The organism is Achromobacter sp. F4_2707, assembly GCF_047501535.1.
Classification (GTDB): Bacteria; Pseudomonadota; Gammaproteobacteria; order Burkholderiales; family Burkholderiaceae_B; genus Yanghanlia.
The window spans coordinates 212316-231797 of the sequence record NZ_JAZDRJ010000001.1; the positions used below are offsets into that span (position 1 = coordinate 212316).

27 protein-coding genes and 1 tRNA gene are annotated in these 19482 nt (G+C 57.7%); 5 read left to right on the plus strand and 23 right to left on the minus strand.

The window, feature by feature from the left end:
• Positions 1-79 precede the first annotated feature (79 nt).
• From VRY85_RS01000 to VRY85_RS01010, 3 genes are read left to right on the plus strand one after another with little or no spacing between them, the layout of a single operon-like run.
• Positions 80-415, plus strand: a complete 336-nt coding sequence (locus tag VRY85_RS01000) for a GMC oxidoreductase (protein ID WP_414596730.1) — start codon at positions 80-82, stop codon at positions 413-415.
• Entirely contained in the window at positions 403-717 is a 315-nt protein-coding gene (locus tag VRY85_RS01005; RefSeq protein ID WP_414596731.1) for an IclR family transcriptional regulator C-terminal domain-containing protein, read from the plus strand. The genes VRY85_RS01000 and VRY85_RS01005 overlap by 13 nt, the downstream gene beginning before the upstream one ends.
• 58 nt (positions 718-775) lie before the next feature.
• Positions 776-1531, plus strand: coding sequence for an SDR family NAD(P)-dependent oxidoreductase (locus tag VRY85_RS01010; RefSeq protein ID WP_414596732.1), 756 nt, complete (start codon positions 776-778; stop codon positions 1529-1531).
• 58 nt (positions 1532-1589) lie between these two features.
• On the opposite strand, the gene VRY85_RS01015 is transcribed toward VRY85_RS01010, so the two are convergent.
• From VRY85_RS01015 to petA, 6 genes are all read right to left on the minus strand, one after another.
• Positions 1590-1665, minus strand: a tRNA-Thr gene (locus VRY85_RS01015).
• A gap of 38 nt (positions 1666-1703) precedes the next feature.
• Positions 1704-2132, minus strand: coding sequence for a ClpXP protease specificity-enhancing factor (locus VRY85_RS01020; protein WP_414596733.1), 429 nt, complete (start codon positions 2130-2132; stop codon positions 1704-1706).
• An 8-nt stretch (positions 2133-2140) separates the two neighbouring features.
• Positions 2141-2749, minus strand: coding sequence for a glutathione S-transferase N-terminal domain-containing protein (locus VRY85_RS01025; protein WP_414596734.1), 609 nt, complete (start codon positions 2747-2749; stop codon positions 2141-2143).
• 182 nt (positions 2750-2931) lie between these two features.
• Positions 2932-3780, minus strand: a complete 849-nt coding sequence (locus VRY85_RS01030) for a cytochrome c1 (protein WP_414596735.1) — start codon at positions 3778-3780, stop codon at positions 2932-2934.
• A gap of 26 nt (positions 3781-3806) precedes the next feature.
• Positions 3807-5195, minus strand: coding sequence for a cytochrome b (locus tag VRY85_RS01035; RefSeq protein WP_414596736.1), 1389 nt, complete (start codon positions 5193-5195; stop codon positions 3807-3809).
• 77 nt (positions 5196-5272) lie between these two features.
• Complete coding sequence (gene petA, locus VRY85_RS01040; protein WP_414596737.1) at positions 5273-5917, minus strand: ubiquinol-cytochrome c reductase iron-sulfur subunit; 645 nt, start codon at positions 5915-5917, stop codon at positions 5273-5275.
• Positions 5918-6045: 128 nt separating this feature from the next.
• On the opposite strand from petA, the gene mscL reads away from it, so the two are divergent.
• Positions 6046-6510, plus strand: coding sequence for a large conductance mechanosensitive channel protein MscL (mscL, locus tag VRY85_RS01045; RefSeq protein WP_414596738.1), 465 nt, complete (start codon positions 6046-6048; stop codon positions 6508-6510).
• Between the two features lie 130 nt (positions 6511-6640).
• On the opposite strand, the gene VRY85_RS01050 is transcribed toward mscL, so the two are convergent.
• Complete coding sequence (locus VRY85_RS01050; protein WP_414596739.1) at positions 6641-7414, minus strand: Nif3-like dinuclear metal center hexameric protein; 774 nt, start codon at positions 7412-7414, stop codon at positions 6641-6643.
• A gap of 20 nt (positions 7415-7434) precedes the next feature.
• Between VRY85_RS01050 and VRY85_RS01055 the strand changes: the two genes are divergently transcribed.
• Entirely contained in the window at positions 7435-8592 is a 1158-nt protein-coding gene (locus tag VRY85_RS01055; protein ID WP_414596740.1) for a S1C family serine protease, read from the plus strand.
• 17 nt (positions 8593-8609) lie between these two features.
• On the opposite strand, the gene tatC is transcribed toward VRY85_RS01055, so the two are convergent.
• The 16 genes from tatC to VRY85_RS01135 all read right to left on the minus strand — a co-directional run bounded on the left by tatC (position 8610) and on the right by VRY85_RS01135 (position 19395).
• Positions 8610-9404 (minus strand): twin-arginine translocase subunit TatC, encoded by a 795-nt coding sequence (gene tatC / locus VRY85_RS01060; RefSeq protein WP_414596741.1) that lies wholly within the window; start codon positions 9402-9404, stop codon positions 8610-8612.
• Positions 9401-9883, minus strand: coding sequence for a Sec-independent protein translocase protein TatB (gene tatB / locus VRY85_RS01065; protein WP_414596742.1), 483 nt, complete (start codon positions 9881-9883; stop codon positions 9401-9403). Before tatB ends, tatC begins: the two co-directional genes overlap by 4 nt.
• Positions 9884-9885: 2 nt before the next feature.
• Complete coding sequence (gene tatA / locus VRY85_RS01070; RefSeq protein WP_414596743.1) at positions 9886-10116, minus strand: Sec-independent protein translocase subunit TatA; 231 nt, start codon at positions 10114-10116, stop codon at positions 9886-9888.
• 11 nt (positions 10117-10127) lie between these two features.
• A complete protein-coding gene (locus tag VRY85_RS01075; protein WP_414596744.1) occupies positions 10128-10496 on the minus strand; it encodes a histidine triad nucleotide-binding protein in 369 nt (122 codons plus the stop codon).
• 23 nt (positions 10497-10519) lie between these two features.
• Positions 10520-10861 carry a phosphoribosyl-ATP diphosphatase gene (locus VRY85_RS01080; protein WP_414596745.1) on the minus strand — a complete coding sequence of 114 codons (342 nt, stop codon included), beginning with the start codon at positions 10859-10861 and terminating at the stop codon, positions 10520-10522.
• The gene (hisI, locus tag VRY85_RS01085; protein ID WP_414596746.1) at positions 10858-11259 is read right to left on the minus strand and encodes a phosphoribosyl-AMP cyclohydrolase; all 402 of its coding nucleotides are present in this window, start codon (positions 11257-11259) and stop codon (positions 10858-10860) included. The genes VRY85_RS01080 and hisI overlap by 4 nt, the downstream gene beginning before the upstream one ends.
• Positions 11256-12062: an imidazole glycerol phosphate synthase subunit HisF gene (gene hisF, locus VRY85_RS01090; protein ID WP_414596747.1), complete on the minus strand. Its 807-nt coding sequence runs from the start codon at positions 12060-12062 to the stop codon at positions 11256-11258. Before hisF ends, hisI begins: the two co-directional genes overlap by 4 nt.
• Complete coding sequence (gene hisA / locus VRY85_RS01095) at positions 12059-12802, minus strand: 1-(5-phosphoribosyl)-5-[(5-phosphoribosylamino)methylideneamino]imidazole-4-carboxamide isomerase (protein WP_414596748.1); 744 nt, start codon at positions 12800-12802, stop codon at positions 12059-12061. Before hisA ends, hisF begins: the two co-directional genes overlap by 4 nt.
• A gap of 95 nt (positions 12803-12897) precedes the next feature.
• Complete coding sequence (gene hisH, locus VRY85_RS01100) at positions 12898-13581, minus strand: imidazole glycerol phosphate synthase subunit HisH (RefSeq protein WP_414596749.1); 684 nt, start codon at positions 13579-13581, stop codon at positions 12898-12900.
• 32 nt (positions 13582-13613) lie between these two features.
• Positions 13614-14201, minus strand: a complete 588-nt coding sequence (gene hisB, locus VRY85_RS01105; protein ID WP_414596750.1) for an imidazoleglycerol-phosphate dehydratase HisB — start codon at positions 14199-14201, stop codon at positions 13614-13616.
• Position 14202: 1 nt separating this feature from the next.
• Complete coding sequence (hisD, locus tag VRY85_RS01110) at positions 14203-15519, minus strand: histidinol dehydrogenase (RefSeq protein WP_414596751.1); 1317 nt, start codon at positions 15517-15519, stop codon at positions 14203-14205.
• 115 nt (positions 15520-15634) lie between these two features.
• Positions 15635-16300 carry an ATP phosphoribosyltransferase gene (gene hisG, locus VRY85_RS01115; RefSeq protein ID WP_414596911.1) on the minus strand — a complete coding sequence of 222 codons (666 nt, stop codon included), beginning with the start codon at positions 16298-16300 and terminating at the stop codon, positions 15635-15637.
• A gap of 5 nt (positions 16301-16305) precedes the next feature.
• Complete coding sequence (murA, locus tag VRY85_RS01120; protein ID WP_414596752.1) at positions 16306-17568, minus strand: UDP-N-acetylglucosamine 1-carboxyvinyltransferase; 1263 nt, start codon at positions 17566-17568, stop codon at positions 16306-16308.
• Positions 17561-17812, minus strand: a complete 252-nt coding sequence (locus VRY85_RS01125; protein WP_414596753.1) for a BolA family protein — start codon at positions 17810-17812, stop codon at positions 17561-17563. The genes murA and VRY85_RS01125 overlap by 8 nt, the downstream gene beginning before the upstream one ends.
• Before the next feature lie 3 nt (positions 17813-17815).
• Positions 17816-18610, minus strand: coding sequence for an ABC transporter permease (locus VRY85_RS01130; protein ID WP_414596754.1), 795 nt, complete (start codon positions 18608-18610; stop codon positions 17816-17818).
• The gene (locus VRY85_RS01135) at positions 18607-19395 is read right to left on the minus strand and encodes an ABC transporter ATP-binding protein (protein WP_414596755.1); all 789 of its coding nucleotides are present in this window, start codon (positions 19393-19395) and stop codon (positions 18607-18609) included. Before VRY85_RS01135 ends, VRY85_RS01130 begins: the two co-directional genes overlap by 4 nt.
• Between the last annotated feature and the right edge of the window lie 87 nt (positions 19396-19482).

Consider the following 19482-nt stretch of genomic DNA (forward strand, 5'->3'; position numbering starts at 1 on the left):
CTTAAGTCGGCTAGTGACAAGCTGAATCCCCCCGGGGTGATTCACCTGGTATTCGGGTGTTACGCCGGGCGAGTGTGATTTGCAGTTCACTTTTACACCAGCCAGCTACGACGAAGGGGTGATCGGGCGCCTTGCCGATACACCAGGGATGACAGTCGCCGTGTGGCAGCAACGCCCGGAAAGCAGGGGGGCGGTGCATATTGCATCCAATGACCCCTTCCAGGCGCCGCTGATTTTTCACAACTACCTTGAAGCCGAGCTTGATCGTCGTGTGCTGGTGGCCGGCATGCGGCAGGCACTGAAAGCGCGTCATTCCATGTTCCCTATTCCAGCGACCAGCGCTTGTGTTTGCTGCGTAAGGATTCCAATCACTCTACGCTTGATAGTGTGCGTGCGGGGCAATTGCTGCCACTGAAGGGGGCGGCAGGCAAAGTCGTCGCAGCCTTTCAGACATATGACACCGATGAAGCCTTGCGTCGCACGATGCTGGTGGAATCGTATGGCGAGCGGGACAAATCTTGTGCCGGCCTTGCCAGCCCCATCATAGGAGCTGACGGGCGCTTCATAGGTGCCTTGTCGCTTTCAGGCCCGATTACACGTTTTAATCCCGAAGCCGTGGCACGCATGTCGCCCTTGTTGCTGGCGGCCGCTAAACGCGCGTCCGAATGCTTTGGCGGGCGCCTGCCCGATGCAGCCCCTACCACGCTTGAAAATTGACACATAGGTGTTGCCCTATTAGCCTGAAGATAGTTACTACTTGTAAGGAGAATGAAGCATGTTTGACCTGACAGACCAAGTTGCCATTGTGACGGGTGGGGCAAATGGAATCGGGCAAGGCATCGCCGAGGCTTTAGCCAAAGCCGGGGCAAAAGTTGTCGTTGCCGATCTTGATGAAGAAGGCGGAAAAAAAGTTGCCGAGAGCATATCCGGCGACTTTCTGAAGCTGGACGTCACCGATAAGGAAAATGCCGAGGCCGTTGTGAATAAAGTCGTCGAGAAATATGGAAAACTCGACATCCTTGCGGCAAACGCAGGTATCTACCCTAACGTCACAATTGAAGACATGACAGAAGACGACTGGGATAAAGTCTTCGACATTAACCTGAAGGGCATGTTCTTCATCGTACAACCTGCCCTGAAAGTCATGAAAGCCAATAACTATGGCCGGGTTGTGGTGACGTCGTCTGTCACGGGGTCAAACACCGGCTACCCCGGCGGTGCGGCCTATGGTGCAACCAAGATCGCCATCCTGGGCTTTATCAAGAGTGCCGCCATGGAATACGCAAAACACGGTATTACGCTGAATGCCGTGCAGCCAGGCGTGATCGCCACCGAAGGCCTGAAGAAGCAGCTTGCAGGCCTGAGCGAAGGCGCCGCGCAATATATTCCCATGAAGAAGCTGGGAGACCCTGAAGACATCGGCACCGCTGTGGCTTTCTTTGCATCGAAGGAAGCCAAGTACATAACCGGCCAGTCCCTCATTGTCGATGGCGGGCAGACTTTGCCGGAATCACCGGGCGACGTCTTGTAAGTAAAAAAATGGCCTCCCGCATGGGAGGCCATTTGCTGCGGTAAACCGCATGAATCCTTGGTGCCGGCTAGAAGAGTCGAACTCCTGACCTTCGCATTACAAGTGCGCTGCTCTACCAACTGAGCTAAGCCGGCTTGAAAGAAACGATAATTCTACACTATTTTTTCGCGGCTTACTTAACTACGGTAAGTTTTGGCCGTGACGGGGGGGTGTCGTCTGGTTTGTCTTCGGCAGATGCACGGTTTGCGTCATCTTCCGAAGAGGTGTCTGAACCCGGGTAGGGTTCAGAGTCGGCCACTTCAAAGCCCATGCCTGCGCCGGTTTCCCGTGCGTAGATGGCAGATACTGCAGCAACGGGTACATAGATGTGTTCCGTAACACCACCAAAGCGGGTCTGGAACTCAATGTATTCGTTGCCCATCACCAGACGGTTGGTTGCAAGCGTGCTGATATTGAGTGTGATCTGTCCGTCGTGCACATGAGCGGGTGGCACGACGGTGTTCTTATCAACAGTCACGACGATGTACGGTGTGTAGCCGCTATCGGTACACCATTCGTGCAAAGCTCGCAGCAGGTAGGGTTTCCGGGACAGTTCTTCCATGGTCGGTCTCAACGACGCATTACTTTCTCAGAGGGCGTCAGCGCTTCGATGTAGGCAGGGCGCGAGAAGATGCGTTCAGCATACTTCTGCAGGGGAGCCGCGTTCTTGGGAAGTTCGATGCCGTAATGGTCGAGGCGCCACAGCAGCGGGGCAATGGCAACGTCCAGCATGGAGAACTCTTCCCCAAGCATGAACTTGTTCTTGACCAGCACGGGAGCCAACTGCGCCAAGCGGTCGCGGATGTTCTGGCGGGCGATGTCCTGAGCCTTGGTGTCAGTGTTGGTACGCTCTTCCAAAGCAGACACGTGGATGAACAGTTCCTTTTCGAAGTTGTAAAGGAACAAACGTGTGCGGGCGCGCATGACCGGGTCGGCAGGCATCAGTTGCGGATGCGGAAAGCGCTCGTCGATATATTCGTTGATGATGTTCGACTCGTAAAGCACCAGGTCACGCTCCACCAGAATTGGCACTTGCCCGTATGGGTTCATGACCGCAATGTCTTCTGGCTTGTTGTACAGGTCGATGTCACGGATTTCGAAATCCATGCCCTTCTCGAACAGAACAAAGCGGCAGCGTTGGGAGAACGGGCAAGTCGTTCCGGAATAGAGCACCATCATGTCGCGGTTTCCAATCGTAGAGGTATGAATAAAAATACGCCTTTCAGGCGGCCCGGTAAAGTGGCAAAGAGCTCGGGCCGCGTGGCCGGAGCTCTTTTCAGCGTACTACGCCTTTTCCACTTGCTTGCAGCGTTGTCCGCAGGATCGCTGCGGACAGGTGCGGGCAGTTTCAAGCTGCAGGCTTATTTGACGTCCTTCCAGTAGACGGCATTGAGTTTCCATGCCACCCCGAAGAATAAGAACAGGAATAGCAGAACCCAGACACCCAGGCGTTTGCGTTCGAGCTGTACGGGTTCAGCCATCCAGCCCAGGAAGTTCGCAAGGTCGGCAGCCTGGTTATCGAATTCGGCAGCAGCTTTGGGGTCGACCGGTGTAAAGGTGATTTTCTCGGATGCACCGCCGCTGTAGCCCTGCAGGACTTCAGTGGTGGTCTCTGAGAAACCTTGCGGGTCGAAAGTCGTAATGGTGCGCTGCCACTGCGTTTCACCGTTATCTAGTTGGACCTGTGAAACTTTATTTCGTTCCATACTGCGCGGGCCTTGGAGATCCCACAGTGCGTGCGGCATGCCGACGCTGGGGAAAACCAGGTTGTCCCAACCCAATGGGCGGTTGGTATCGCGGTAGAACGTCCGCAGGAAGGTGTAGATGTAATCCACACCCGTGGGACCCAGGTTGGTGGACTTGGCGCGTGCAATGACCGAGAGATCGGGGGGAGCCGCACCAAACCATTTGGTGGCGTCTTCGCGGGTCATGGCGATTTTCATGAGGTCGCCGACGCCTTCACCCGTGAACAACAGGTTGCGTTTGATCTGTTCTTCGGTCAGGCCAATGTCGGTCAGGCGGTTGTAGCGCATGGAATTCGCGCTGTGACAGCCCAGACAGTAGTTAACGAAGAGCTTGGCCCCGTTTTGCAGCGAAGCCATATCGTTGATGCGCGAAGGCGCTTTTTCCAGTGCGTAGCCACCTCCAGCAGCAAACGAGACTGCGCAGGTCAGGGACAGAGCAATGGTTCCTATCAGCTTTTTAATCATGATCGTTCCGTTACCTTATGGTGAGCTCAGTGGGCTTTGAAGGTGATGCGCTCAGGCACTGGCTTGAACTTGCCAAGGCAGCTCCAGACGGGCATCAGGAAGAAGAAGCCCAGGTAGATCACCGTACCGATCTGGCTCAGCAGGTTGAATACGGGGCTGGGAGGTTGAGTACCCAGGTAGCCCAGCATCAGGAAGTTCACGATGAAGATGGCATACAGGAATTTGTGCCATGTCGGGCGATAGCGGATCGACTTGACCGGCGAGGTATCGAGCCAGGGCAGGAAGCCCAGCAGGACAACTGCGCCACCCATGACAACCACACCCCAGAACTTCGCGTCGAAGATACGGAATGCAACGGCCAGGCCAATGAGCACCAAGAACACAATGATGCGCCCGATACCGCTTGGCTTGCCTTTGGCAAACAGGATGATGGCGGCCAGAACCGATGCGCCTGCGAGAATCCAGGTGAAGTCGGCGGTGATCGCACGCAGCATCGAGTAGAACGGCGTGAAGTACCAGACCGGCGCAATGTGCGGAGGCGTCTTGAGCGGGTCGGCGGGGATGAAGTTGTTGAACTCCAGGAAGTAGCCGCCCATTTCAGGTGCAAAGAACACAATGGCCGCGAAGACGATCAGGAAGCCGGCCACACCCACGATATCGTGTACCGAATAGTAGGGGTGGAAGGGGATGCCGTCGACGGGGTGACCTTTGGCGTCTTTGGGGCCGTCCTTGATTTCAACACCGTCCGGGTTGTTGGAGCCGACTTCATGCAGAGCAATGATGTGTGCGACAACCAGGCCGATGAGCACCAGCGGTACAGCAATGACGTGCAGGGCGAAGAATCGGTTCAGAGTAGCGTCGGAAACAACGTAGTCACCACGGATCCAGATAGCGAGCTCAGGGCCGATGAAGGGAATGGCCGAGAACAGGTTCACGATGACCTGAGCGCCCCAGTAGGACATTTGGCCCCAGGGCAGCAGGTAGCCCATGAAGGCTTCAGCCATGAGTGCCAGGAAGATCGCGACACCGAAGATCCAGACCAGCTCGCGCGGTTTACGGTAAGAACCGTAGAACAGGCCGCGCAGCATGTGCAGGTAGACCACCACAAAGAACATGGAGGCACCCGTGGAGTGCATGTAGCGGATCAGCCAGCCCCATGGCACTTCGCGCATGATGTATTCAACGGAGTCGAACGCAAGTTCGCCGTCCGGTTTGTAGTTCATCACCAGAAAAATGCCGGTGACAACCTGAATGACCAGTACCAACAGGGCCAGCGACCCAAAGAAGTACCAGAAGTTGAAATTCTTGGGCGCATAGTATTCCGACATGTGCTCTTTGAAGAGGGATGTCAGGGGAAAGCGCCTGTCGATCCAGCCCAAGAGTCCTGTCGTTTCGACGGTTTTTTCGCCAGCCATGAAACGGCTCCTTATCTAACTTATACGTGGCGTATTTAGGGATTCAGTGCTGGGGTGGAACACACCCCGAAGCGGCCTCAGGCCCGATTGTTTTCATCGACGCCAACGGTGATGCGTGTGCCGTCGGCAGAGAACTCGTAAGGAGGGACCTCGAGGTTGTCGGGTGCAGGTACGTTTGCGTACACCCGACCGGCCAAGTCGAAGGAAGAGCCGTGACAGGGGCAGAAGAAGCCGCCTTGCCAGCCTGCGGGCAAGCCGGCGCCGCCACCTGCCGCCAATTGCGGAGTGGGCGAGCACCCGAGGTGGGTGCAGATGCCCACGGCAACGAAGTATTCCGGATTGCGCGAACGGTATTCGTTTTTGGCGTATGCGGGGGTGAAGCCGGGCCGGTCGGAGTTCGGGTCAGCCAGTTGGGGATCAAGCTTGGGCAATGCCGCAAGCTGGGCTTCGGTGCGGCGCAGAATCCATACGGGTTTGCCGCGCCATTCGACAGTGGTCATTTCGCCTGGCTGCAAGGTCGTAATGTCGACCTCGACGGGAGCGCCCGCCGCGCGCGCGCGCTCGGAGGGGGCAAATGAGCTGACGAAAGGGACGGCTGTTGCCGCACCCGCTACGCCGCCGAACGCACAGGCCACACCGACCCACGTGCGCCGGGCTGGATCGGTCGGTTGGTTGGGATCAACCACGCCGGAATCATCGAGCTGTGTCGTAATCTGACTCATTCTAGTATCCTTGTTCATGCCTGAATTGGAGGCATACCGTTCGCATTTTGTTGCTATGTACTTTACGTATCAACCGCGTATTATAGCGTCTGCCTGATCTTGAGGGTGAAACGCATAGGGAGCATGTCGTGAGTAAAGTGCGCGGGTTTTTGAGCGAGTTCAAAGAATTCGCAGTTAAAGGGAATATGATCGACCTGGCCGTCGGTGTCATTATTGGCGCGGCGTTCAGCAAGATCATCGATTCCTTGGTGGCAGATGTCATTATGCCGCTAGTCGCTTTCGTCGTTGGTGGAGAGGTCGACTTCACCAATCAGTTCTGGGTTCTGAGGCTGCCTGAAGGCTACACGGGTGCGCATACTGCTGAGGCGCTGAGCGCTGCGGGTGCGGTGGTGTTGTCGTGGGGCAACTTCTTAACCATTCTTATCAATTTCATTCTGCTGGCCTTCGTGGTGTTCTGCATGGTCAAGGCCGTCAACGCGGCGCGACGCAGCATTGAGCGTGAGCAAGAGACGGAAACAGTAGAAGCGGCACCGGCGCCGACCCCGGAAGACGTCGCCTTGTTGCGTGAAATTCGTGATCTGCTCAAAAAATAAGTAGCGGCTCGCCGCATTATCGCAGTGCGGCGAGTGTGCCTCTTGATCCTCGCAACAGCTACAACGCTGTTGCGAGGTTTTTTAACGCCTGCCGGGCAGGCGTTATTTCACGTGTTAGTAGCCGGCGCGCTCAGACGGGGTTATCCAAGTCCAGAAAGTCCACACGGATGCCGAATTGCTTGGCGATCGCTTCACCAAGAGCCTGAATGCCGTAGCGTTCCGTGGCATGGTGGCCCGCTGCAATAAACGCGGTGCTGCTTTCATGCGCCATATGGAAATTCTGTTCAGAGGCCTCGCCGGTAATGTAGGCGTCGACTCCGCAATCAATGGCGGCCTCCATCATGTTTTGTGCACCGCCGGTGCACCAGGCGACGGTGCGTATCTGCTTGCCCGGGTCGCCCAAGAGCAGGGGTCGGCGCCCCAGGGTTCGTTCTATGTGTCGGCCCAGCTCTTCCAAAGTACAAGGTTGGCAGCGGCCGCGCCAGACCAGATCACCCGGGCCGAAATTGACGGGCGTGCCGTCGTCATTCAACTCCGGCTCAAAACCCAGGCGGCGGGCGAGTTGGGCGTTATTCCCCCACTCCGGATGGGCATCCAGGGGCAGGTGAAAACCAAACACATTCAAGTTGTGTTGCAATGCCGTAGCAATACGCTGACGCTTGGCTCCGCGCAGTACGGGGTTTTCGTTTTTCCAGAACCAGCCGTGATGAACCATGATGGCATCGGCGTTCTGTTGCGTCGCAGCATCAAGCAGTGCCTGCGAGGCCGTGACACCCGTAATAATATGGCGGATAGTATCCTTGCCTTCAACTTGCAACCCGTTGGGGCAGTAATCCTTGAAGCGTTGGGTCTGTAAGGCATCATCAAGCCATTCGGCAAGCTGCCGCGTGGAAACCTGGTTCATTATCGAGTCCTCAGAGGTCTATGCATCGTTTATGGTTGGTCTTCGCTCAGACTGTTACCGTTTGCCTGGGCATTTTATTCATCGTGGCGACTTTGCGGCCCGATTGGCTCAGTAATGAGCCGCGGATGCCTCAGACGGGGGTGGGCGAATCTGCCGGAAGGGTTGTGGCGGGTGCTGCAGCGGGGGTGTCTTATGCCGATGCCGTTGCTCGTGCGGCGCCGGCCGTTGTCAATATCTATACGACTAAAGTGGTGGATGTCCCACTTATTCCCTTACCCGCCGACCCTGAACTGAATCGCCTGTTTCGTGGTTTGCCAGGCTTCACCCAGCGCCGCCAGTCTGGCAGCTTGGGCTCGGGCGTCATTGTGCGCAGCGATGGCTACGTGCTGACCAATCATCATGTCGTGGAGGCAGCGGATTCGATACGGGTGGCCTTGAGTGACGGCCGCGAGGTTGATGCGCGCTTGGAAGGAGCCGACCCGGAAACGGATCTCGCTGTTTTGAAAATTGACCTGCCCGGCTTGCAGCCGATTGCTTTTGATCAGGATGAGGCGTTGAGGGTAGGGGATGTGGTGCTGGCCATTGGAAACCCTTTCGGAGTCGGGCAGACCACCACGCTCGGAATCGTCTCAGCCCTGGGTCGCAACCGGTTGGGCATCAATATTTACGAGAATTTCATCCAGACTGACGCCGCCATCAACCCCGGCAATTCTGGTGGAGCTTTGGTCGATGCACAAGGGCGGCTGGTGGGCGTGAATACGGCCATCTATTCCGAAACCGGCGGCTCATTGGGCATTGGCTTCGCCATTCCGGCAAAAACGGCAGAACGCATTCTGGAAGAGATTATCCAGTCAGGCAAGGTTACCCGGGGCTGGCTCGGTATAGAGCCGCAGGACATCACGCCCGAACTGATGCGGGCGTTTGGTTTGGAACGCCAGGAAGGCGTTATTGTGGCCGCAGTTTTACGTCGTGGCCCGGCGCACCTGGCGGGTTTACGCGTGGGCGACATCATTCTTGAATTGGAAGGAGCCGTGATCCCGGATTCCGTCGCTTTTCTGAATGCCGTAGCACCAATAAAGCCGGGTAATGCCTTGGAGCTGACCGTGCTGAGAGAAGGAAAACGCCACCAAGTGCAGGTTGAAGTAGGGGAGCGGCCCCCGGTGGGGCGGCGTCGTTGAGCGCTCGCCCCGCTCAGTTATTCTCCACGCACTTCCGGGCTGCGTTCTTCAGAGCCTTCATCGGCAGTCGCCTTCTCTTCCCGTTTCCGAATCATTGATGCGGAAAGCAGGATGCCCACTTCGTACAGAAGACACAGAGGCACAGCCAGCATGAACTGGCTGAGGACATCGGGCGGCGTCACAACAGCGGCAATAATGAAAGCGCCCACGATCACATAACCGCGAATTTCGCGCAGCTTTTTCACGCTTACCACGCCGGTACTCGCCAACACCACCACGGCTACCGGTACTTCGAAAGTCACGCCAAAGGCAATGAACATCGTCATAACGAAGTTGACGTAGGCCTCAATATCGGGTGCGGGAGTAATGGATTCGGGTGCGAAGCCTGCTATGAAGTGGAAGACCGTGCGGAACACCACGAAATAACAAAAGGCCATGCCCGCCATGAACAACAGTGTGCTCGAAGCGATAAGTGGCAGCGCCAGTTTTTTCTCGTGCACGTAGAGGCCGGGCGCGACAAAAGCCCAGGCCTGGTACAGCACGATGGGCAGTGCGATCAGGAAAGCAGCCAGCAGTGTGACCTTGACGGGCACCATGAAAGGCGTAATCACCCCGGTGGCAATCATGCGCGTGCCCTGCGGCAGCGATTCCAGCATGGGCTGAGCCAGCAGGTCGTAGATGGCGGACGGCCCGGGGTAGATAAACAGCACCACAAAGATGACCAGTACCGCGCTCACCGCCCTGAGCAGACGCGAGCGCAACTCGACCAGGTGCGAAATAAACGTTTCCTGTGGTGCTTCTTCTTGTGTCACTTGGGCGTATCCGATTGTTCTGGGGTTGTCGGCTTTGCGTTTGGTTCAACGTCTGCGGTGCCGGCAGCCTGAGGGGGCGGCTCAGCTAATGGTGCGGGCGCATTGTCGGCGACCGGCTTGACGGGCGCGGGGCTGGAGCCGACATCTTTGCGAGCCTGTTCCACCAGACCTTCCACTGACGCCGAGGCTTCCTTCAGGCTCTTTTGCGCTTCCTCCAAGGGGTTCTGGATGCTTGCAGTGGTTTCTCGCATGGAGGCCTGCAGAGAGCTGGCCGCGTCATCCATCTGCTTCTTGAGCTTGTTCATTTCATCCAGATTGATTTCTCGCTGGATGTCGGTTTTCACGTCGGCGACGTAACGCTGCGCGCGCCCGAGCAGATGCCCCACCGTCCGAGCGACTTTGGGAAGCCGCTCGGGGCCGATGACGATCAGCGCCATGACGCCGATCAGCATGAGTTCGGTGAAACTGACGTCAAACATGGTTAAGCGTCAGTTTTTTCTTTAGCTTGCACGTCGATGGTTTCTTCGCTGCTGGTGCGTTGGGTCACGGCTTCGGGCTTCTGATCCTCTTGAGAGGCTTCAGCCATGCCCTTCTTGAAACCGCGCACGGCTCCGCCCAGGTCTTCGCCAACGTTACGCAGTTTTTTGGTTCCGAAAACCAGTGCAATGATGACCAGGACGATCAACCAGTGCCAAATGCTGAATGTGCCCATATCGTTCTCCGTCAGGCAGCAGGTGCCGCCCGTTTTTGCCAGGGGCGGGGGCCCCCGAGTATATGAAAATGCAGGTGATCGACTTCCTGGCCGCCTTCCCGACCCGTATTCGCTACGAGGCGAAACCCGCCATCATGGCCGGGGGTGCAACCGTTTTCAAAAGCCAGTTTCTGCGCCAATACCACCATTCTACCTAACCAGGGGGCGTCTTCGTCTTTGATGTCCGCCAATGAGCAGACGTGTTTTTTCGGGATAAGCAGTAAATGAACGGGCGCCGCTGGATTGATGTCGTGGAAGGCAACGCAATCGTCGTCTTCGTAGACTTTCTTCGCAGGGAGTTCGCCGGAAGCAATCTTGCAAAAAATACAGTTATCACTCATTTGATACAAAACTAGTTCAGATTTCAAGAAGTTGGGCGGCTGGCTTTTTCAGCGAGGCCGGATACGCCTTCGCGCCTTGCCAGTTCGTCCAGCACCTGCTCAGGCCGGACGCCGTAATAGGCCAGCGCAACCATGCTATGAAACCACAGATCGGCGGTTTCGGAAATGAGGCGCTCACGGTTTGCGTCTTTGGCTGCCATGACGAGCTCAGTGGCTTCCTCGCCTACCTTCTTTAAAAATGCATCGGGGCCGCGTTGGTACAGCTTGCTGACATAAGAATCTGCCGGCACTTCGCCCTCTGCCGAAGGCAGGCGGGTTTCCAGAGTGTCAGCCAGACGGCTCAGTATGGAATCACTTGTGGTCATTTATAGATCTTTGCCGGGTCTTTCAGGATTGGATCAACCTTAACCCAGTTAGTTTCGCCTTGCGTATCCAGGCGCTGGAAAAAGCAGCTGCGCCGGCCGGTATGGCAAGCGATGCCCCCTTTTTGCTCAACTTTCAGAAGGATGACATCGGCGTCGCAATCCAGGCGGATTTCTTGCACGTGCTGTTGGTGGCCCGACTCTTCGCCTTTGCGCCACAGGCGCTGGCGCGATCGAGACCAATACACCGCGTGGCCGGTTCGGACGGTTTCGCTCAGCGCTTCGGCATTCATCCAGGCCACCATCAGAATGGTGCCGTCGCTTGCGTCTTGCGCAATAGCCGGTATCAGGCCGTTTTCGTCGAAGCTGACCTGGGCCAGCCAGTCGGGCAGTGCGCTCATGGTGTCAGCCTGACTTTAATGCCTTGGGACGCCAGAAATTCCTTGGCCTGACGCACAGTGTATTCGCCGTAGTGGAAAATACTGGCGGCCAATACCGCACTGGCGCCGCCGATGGTCACGCCATCGGCCAGATGCTGCAGATTGCCCACCCCGCCCGAGGCAATGACGGGCACGGGTACGGCATCGGAAACCGCGCGAGTCAGTTCCAGGTCGAACCCGGATTTCGTGCCGTCGCGGTCCATGCTGGTCAGCAGCAGTTCACCGGCACCATACTCGGCCATTTTGCAGGCCCACTCCACCACGTCCAGGCCGGTGGCACGCTTGCCGCCGTGGGTGTGTACTTCCCAACGGGGCGGCTCGCCGTCTGCGGATACACGCCTCGCGTCGATGGCGACGACCATGCATTGCGAGCCGTGATGATCGGTAGCGCGGCGCACCAGATCGGGGTCGTTGACCGCCGCGCTGTTGATGGACACTTTATCGGCGCCTGCATTCAGCAGACGCTGTACGTCGGCCACTTGGCGCACGCCGCCGCCTACAGTCAGCGGAATGAAGATCTCGCCGGCCACGGCTTCAATAATGGGCAGAATGAGGTCGCGGTCTTCGCTGGTGGCGGTGATGTCCAGGAAAGTCAGTTCATCGGCGCCCTGTTCGTTATAACGACGGGCGATTTCAACCGGATCGCCGGCATCGACCAGCTCAACAAAGTTGACACCTTTGACCACGCGCCCGGCGGTGACGTCCAAGCAAGGAATGATGCGGCAGCACAAGTCGCTGCCCGTGTCGGCGGAAGTAACAGTCATGATGCGGTCAGTTCATCGGCACGTTGTTGGGCAGCGGCAAAATCCAAAGTGCCTTCGTAGATGCTGCGCCCCAGAATGGCGCCTTCCACGCCTTCCTGAGCCACCGCGCAAAGCGCTTCGATGTCACGCATGTCTGTCACGCCGCCGGAAGCGATAACGGGAATGCTGACGCTTTGCGCCAGACGAACGGTGGCCTCGACGTTAACGCCGCTGAGCATGCCATCGCGCCCGATATCGGTGTAAATAATGGATTCGACACCGTAGTCTTCGAATTTACGAGCAAGATCCTGAACATCGTGGCGGGTCAGTTTGCTCCAGCCATCGGTGGCAACTTTGCCGTCGCGGGCGTCCAGGCCCACAATGATGTTGCCAGGGAAGGCACTGCAGGCGTCGCGCAGAAAACCGGGGTTTTTGACGGCGGCTGTTCCGATGATGACGTAGGAGATCCCATTGTCCAGATAATGCTCGATGGTATCGAGGTCGCGAATACCGCCGCCAATCTGAATGGGAATATCGCCTGCAATGGTGTCGACGATAGCCTGGATGGCTGCGGCGTTTTTGGGCTTGCCTGCCACAGCGCCGTTAAGGTCAACCAGATGCAATCTACGGGCGCCCTGGTCCAGCCATTGCTCGGCCATGATGGCGGGGTTGTCGGAAAAAACGGTGGAGTCGTTCAGGTCGCCCTGGCGCAGGCGCACACAGTGCCCGTCTTGGAGGTCGATGGCGGGGATCAATAACATGATGAATCAGCCGATAAATTGCTTGGAAGTGGAGGGTTTGGATAGGCGCCAGCCACATTGGCTGGTGTGGCGCGCGTGACGAGAGTGATACACGTTCAAGGTTGCCATTCCATAAAGTTGCGGTAAAGCCTCAGGCCGTAAGCAGCGCTTTTCTCGGGATGGAATTGCACGGCGAAAATATTATCTGCTGCGACTGCGCAGGTAAAGCGTTGCCCGTACTGACTAACCCCTACAGTCAGGGTTGGGTCGTCGGGCACTGCGTAGTAGCTGTGAACGAAATAAAACGGTGTGTGATCGGGAATGCCTGACCATAATGGGTGCTCGCGCACCTGGTTCACGGTGTTCCAACCCATATGCGGTACTTTCAGCCGCATGGTCGGTGCTGCGTGATCTTCTTCAGGCGCGCTCTGTCGTGCCACATCTACCGCAGCCGCGTACTGCGGCCCTGAAAAGCGTCGTACCCAGCCAGGGAAGATGTCCAGGCTGGGTGTGTTGCCTTCTTCGCTGCCCGAAAACAGCATTTGCTCGCCCACGCAGACACCGAGTAGTGGCTTTTCGCGCGCCGCCTGTAGGACGGCGTCGCGCAGCCCGGAGGCATTGAGCGTGCGCATGCAATCCGGCATGGCGCCCTGGCCGGGAAACACTACACGCGATGCCTGGCGGATTTGCTCAGGCGTATTGCTGATCCGGATGTCAGAATCGGGCGCGGCTGCGCGCAGGGCGCGAGCCACTGAATGAAAATTGCCCATCCCGTAGTCGACGATGGCGATGGTGTTCAAGATGTTTCCGGCGGCGCGGGTTATTTAAGGATTCAGAGTACGCCCTTGGTCGAAGGAATGACGCCTTCGTTGCGGGGGTCGAGCTCAATAGCCATGCGTAGTGCGCGGCCAAAGGCTTTGAAAACAGTTTCGCATTGATGGTGAGCGTTTTCGCCCTTCAGGTTATCAATGTGCAGGGTGGCCTGAGCGTGATTGGCAAAGCCCTGGAAGAACTCGCGCGCCAGATCCACATCGAAGCGGCCGATGTGCGAACGGGTGAAGGGCACATCGTAGAACAGGCCGGGGCGGCCGGAGAAGTCAATCACAACCCGGGACAGCGATTCATCAAGCGGCACGTAGGCGTGGCCGTAGCGACGCATGCCAGCTTTGTCGCCCACGGCAGCGGCGAAAGCCTGGCCCAACGTGATGCCAACGTCTTCCACGGAATGGTGGTCGTCGATGTGAACATCGCCATCGCAATGGATGTCGAGGTCGATCAAGCCGTGGCGGGCGATCTGGTCAAGCATGTGGTCGAGGAAAGGCACGCCGGTATTGATGCTCTGGCGGCCGGTGCCGTCGAGGTTGATGGCCGCACGCACGCGGGTTTCCTGGGTGTTACGAGTGATATCGGCTGTACGCATGTCAAGCTTTGGTGTCGGAGGGTTCAAGACGATACTCGGCGCTGGCGGCGTGCGCCTGCAGGCCTTCGCCGCGGGCGAGGGTGGAGGCAATGCGCCCGAGTGTCTGGGCACCAGCTTGCGACACTTTGATCAAGCTGGAGCGTTTCTGGAAGTCGTACACGCCCAGCGGCGAAGAAAACCGCGCCGTGCGGGCAGTGGGAAGAACGTGGTTCGGGCCTGCACAGTAATCACCGAGTGATTCGGACGTGTAGGGGCCTAGGAAAATGGCGCCCGCGTGGCGAATCAAGTCAGCCCAGCGTTCTGGCTCAGTGGTGGAGATCTCGAGGTGTTCGGGAGCGATCTGGTTGGCGATTTCACAGGCCTCTTCCATGCTTTTGACCTTGATCAGCGCACCGCGATTGGCCAAGCTGGTGCGTAGAATGTCGGCGCGTTGCATGGTGGGCAGCAGTCGGTCGATGGACTGTTGCACGGCTTCGATATAGGCCGCATCAGGACACAGCAAAATAGATTGCGCCATTTCGTCGTGTTCGGCCTGGGAGAAGAGATCCATGGCTACCCAGTCGGGCGGGGTACTGCCATCGCAGATCACCAGAATTTCGCTGGGCCCGGCAATCATGTCGATGCCCACCGTGCCGAATACGCGGCGCTTGGCAGCTGCTACGTAGGCATTGCCGGGGCCGACGACTTTATCGACGGGAGAAATCGTTTGCGTGCCGTAGGCTACCGCGCCCACGGCTTGTGCGCCGCCGATGGCCCAGACGCGGTCAACCCCGCCAATCGCCGCTGCAGCCAGCACGATGGGGTTGCGCACGCCATCGGGGGTGGGCGTGACCATGATGACTTCAGGCACACCCGCCACTTTAGCGGGGATGGCGTTCATCAATACGGAAGACGGGTATGCGGCCTTGCCGCCGGGCACGTACAGGCCGACACGATCAAGCGGCGTGACTTTCTGACCGAGCACCGTGCCGTCTTCTTCCGTGTAAGACCAGCTTTGGGTTACTTGGTGTTCGTGATAGCGCTTAATACGTTCGGCAGCGGCTTCGAGCGCTGCGCGTTGGTCTTGCGGCAGCTTGTCCAGAGCGGCCAGCCATTCGCTGCGGTCAATTTCCAGGGCGGCGACCGACTCCGCTTCGACGCGATCGAAGCGCCGCGTATATTCAAGCAAGGCGGCGTCACCCTCTTGCTGGACGCGCAAGAGAATTTCTGCGGTGGCGCGCTCTATGGATTCATCCTGCGAGGCATCATAGGCCAGCAGACGGCGCAGTACCGACTGGAAGTCAGCGGCGGAGGTATCGAGGCGATGAATGGACAGCATGGGCGTACAGTGCAGTTTAAGCAGATGGCAAGTGGGCTTGCAGTATTACAGTGTATCCTGTATTAAGCTTTGCTTCTTGCCGGATGCACCATGCTTTCCGTATTTGTGGTTAGCTTCAAGCGCCCGATGCCTGCGCAAAGGTGTTAAGCAAAGGGCGTAGTTCTGCGCCGCGAGTCTTGAGTGCGGCTTGGTTGACGATGAGGCGCGAAGAAATATGCGCGACATCTTCCACTGCCACCAAGTTGTTGGCTTTCAGGGTATTACCGGTGGAAACCAGGTCGACAATCGCATCGGCCAAGCCTACCAGCGGGGCGAGTTCCATAGAACCATAGAGTTTGATGATGTCTACGTGAACGCCTTTCTGGGCGAAATGCTCGCGTGCAGCCCGGACGTATTTAGTAGCGATACGCAGGCGCGAACCCTGGCGTACGGCGGCATGGTAGTCAAAGTTTTCGCGTACCGCGACACATAAGCGGCAGCGGGCAATGTTCAAGTCTACCGGCTGGTACAGGCCGCGGGAGTGTGTGTCGGCATGCTCATAGAGCACGTCGCGCCCCGCAATCCCGAAGTCCGCAGCGCCATATTGCACATACGTGGGGACATCGGTGGCCCTGACAATAATAATGCGCAGATCGGGCCTTGAAGTATCCAGAATCAGTTTGCGAGAGGTCTCCGGGTCGTCTTTGACTTCTACGCCAGCAGCTTCCAGCAAGGGCAGGGTTTCTTCAAAAATGCGCCCTTTTGATAGCGCGAGCGTCAGGGGTTGTGGGGTGCTGGTGATGCTCATCAGGCGTTTCCAGAAAGACGTTCAATGTCCGCGCCCAGGGCGCGCAGTTTTTCTTCCATACGTTCGTAGCCACGATCCAGATGGTAGATACGATCAACCACGGTTTCGCCTTCGGCAGCCAAGCCGGCAATCACCAGACTGGCGGAGGCACGCAGATCGGTGGCCATCACCGTGGCGCCCGACAAACGTGGTACGCCGGTGACGACTGCAGTGTCGCCTTCCACATCAATGCGGGCACCCATGCGCGAAAGCTCGGGTGCATGCATGTAGCGATTCTCAAAAATGGTTTCGACAATGACCGATGTGCCGTCAGCAAGGGTATTCAAAGCCATGAGCTGAGCTTGCATGTCAGTGGGGAAACCCGGGTATTCCTGTGTGCGAAACCCGGTGGCTGTGGGGCGACGGGTCATGCGTGCGCGTATGGAGTGTTCGTGCTCCTCGATTTCCAGCCCCGCTTCGCGAAGTTTGTCGAGGATGGCGCCCATGGTGTGGGCGGCAGTGTTGTGAAGCGTGATGTCGCCGCCGGTCGCGCCCACTGCGCATAGGAAGGTACCCGCTTCGATGCGGTCGGGAACGATGCTGTGATGGGCGCCGCGCAACTGTTCGACGCCGTCGATTACGATGCGGTCGGTGCCGTGGCCCGTTATACGGGCGCCCATTTTGATAAGCAGCTCGGCCAGATCAACCACTTCGGGTTCGCGGGCGGCGTTTTCAAGCACGGTGCGCCCGTCAGCCAGCACGGCTGCCATCATCAGGTTTTCTGTACCCGTGACGGTCACCATATCGGTACGGATGCTGGCGCCTTTGAGACGTTTGGCCCGGGCGACGACATAACCGTGTTCGATGCGGATTTCGGCTCCCATGGCTGCCAGCCCTTTTATGTGCTGATCGACCGGGCGCTGCCCAATGGCGCAGCCGCCGGGCAGGCTGACGCGGGCTTCGCCAAAGCGCGCCAGGAGCGGGCCCAATACCAGGATGGAGGCTCGCATGGTTTTGACCAGGTCGTAGGGCGCTTCGAGGCTGGTGATGCGCGAGGCGTCAAGTTCGACGCGTTCACTCTGGCCATTGCTGTATTTGACACCCAGGCGTTCAAGCAGGCGCAAGGTGGTGCCGATGTCCCGCAGCTGAGGCACGTTTTCCAGAGTAAGGGGTTCGGCTGTCAGCAGGCTGGCGCAAAGAATGGGCAGGGCGGCGTTTTTGGCGCCCGAGATGGACACCTCTCCCCGCAAGGGGCGACCGCCGCGTATGAGTAATTTATCCATTGGCTTGTGCCTGATATTCGGCAGGCGTCAGGGTGCGCATCGACAGCGCGTGGATTTCCGCTTTCATGCGGTCACCCAGCGCGGCATATACGAGTTGATGGCGGGCAATCATGCGTTTGCCTTCAAAGGCAGGGCTGACAATCAGGGCTTCGAAGTGGGCGCCGTCTCCAGCGACTTCAATCACTTCGCATTCGAGGTTGTCAACAATGTATTGACGGACGAGTTCGGGTGTGGGCAGCTGCATGGTTCAGTTCCGTAGTTTATAACCCCTCGCCAGCAGGCGCAGGGTGAAGAAGGACAGGCCGATGAATACCAAGCAGACAACGGCCAGGCTGTGCCATGGAGATACGTCGGATGCACTGAAAAATCCATGGCGGAAACCGTCGATCATGTAGAAGACGGGGTTCCAGTGCGAGACGCCCTGCCAGAATTCCGGCAGGCTGTGAATGGAATAGAAAACGCCGGACAAAAAGGTGGCCGGCAGAATGAGGAAGTTCTGAAAGGCGGCGAGCTGGTCAAATTTTTCAGACCACAAGCCCGCAATAATGCCCAGGTTGCCCATGACTCCGCAGGACAGCACGGCGAAACCCAACACCCAGAAAGGGTTGTTGATGGACAGGTCGGTGAAAAACAGGGCAACCAGCCATACGCCTATGCCACAACATAAACCGCGGGCAATAGCGGCCAGCAGATAGGCGCCGTAGATTTCCAGGTGCGACATGGGCGGCAACAGGATGAACACCAAATTACCTGTGATACGGCTTTGTATCAGCGATGAAGACGGGTTGGCGAAGGCATTTTGCAACATGCTCATCATCATCAACCCTGGAATCAGGAACGAGGTGTACGGCAGTGAGTCATAGACGCTCACACGGCCTTCCAGCACGTGGGCGAAGATCAGCAGATAGAGCAGCGCCGTTAGAACGGGGGCCGCGATGGTTTGGAACCCGACCTTCCAAAACCGCTGCAACTCTTTGCGCAGCAGTGTGGGAAAGCCTGAACCCATGTCGGTGCGGCGCTGGCGAATGGGGGAGCTGCTCATGCCAATTCCTCCAGGCCTTCGGCGTGCATGAAGCGAACAAAAGCGTCTTCCAAGTCGTTTCCACCTACCTGGGCAAGCAGGGCTTCGGTGGTGTCAAGAGCGATGATGCGACCTTGCTTGAGCATGGCAATGCGCCCGCACAAGGCTTCGGCTTCTTCCAGGTAATGGGTGGTGAGCAGAATGGTGTGGCCTTCCTTATTCAGACGCGAGATAAATTCCCACAACGTGCGGCGCAGGTCGACGTCCACACCCGCGGTGGGTTCGTCAAGAATAATGACGGGGGGGCGATGCACCAAGGCTTGGGCGACTAGAACACGACGCTTCATGCCGCCCGAAAGCGCACGCATATTGGTGTCGGATTTATCGCTCAGGCCAAGGTTGGCGAGAATTTCGTCTATCCAGTCGTCGTTATTACGCAAGCCAAAATAGCCCGACTGCAGGCGCAGCGTTTCGCGTACGGTGAAAAAGGGGTCGTAGACGAGTTCTTGAGGTACAACGCCCAGCGACTGGCGGGCTTCGCGGAATTGCTTGGTGACATCGTAGCCACAGACTTCTGCACGGCCTTGGGTGGGCATGGCTAGCCCGGCCAGTATGGAAATCATCGTGGTCTTGCCAGCGCCGTTAGGGCCGAGCAGGCCGAAAAACTCACCGTGCTCGACAGTCAGGCTGACATTGTCGAGCGCCTGGAAACCTTGTTTGCGAGGTTGGCCGGCCAGGGCTTCGGCGAGCTTACGCGGGCGTGGCGCGTAAATCTTGGAGATGTTTTCTAGCTTGAGCGCAGACATTTTCTGGTAATGAGGCCCGGGTCGGGCAGTAAGCAGGCATGAGTGACTGCGGCACGGAAAGATTCGCGCGGCGCCTCAAACCCAACT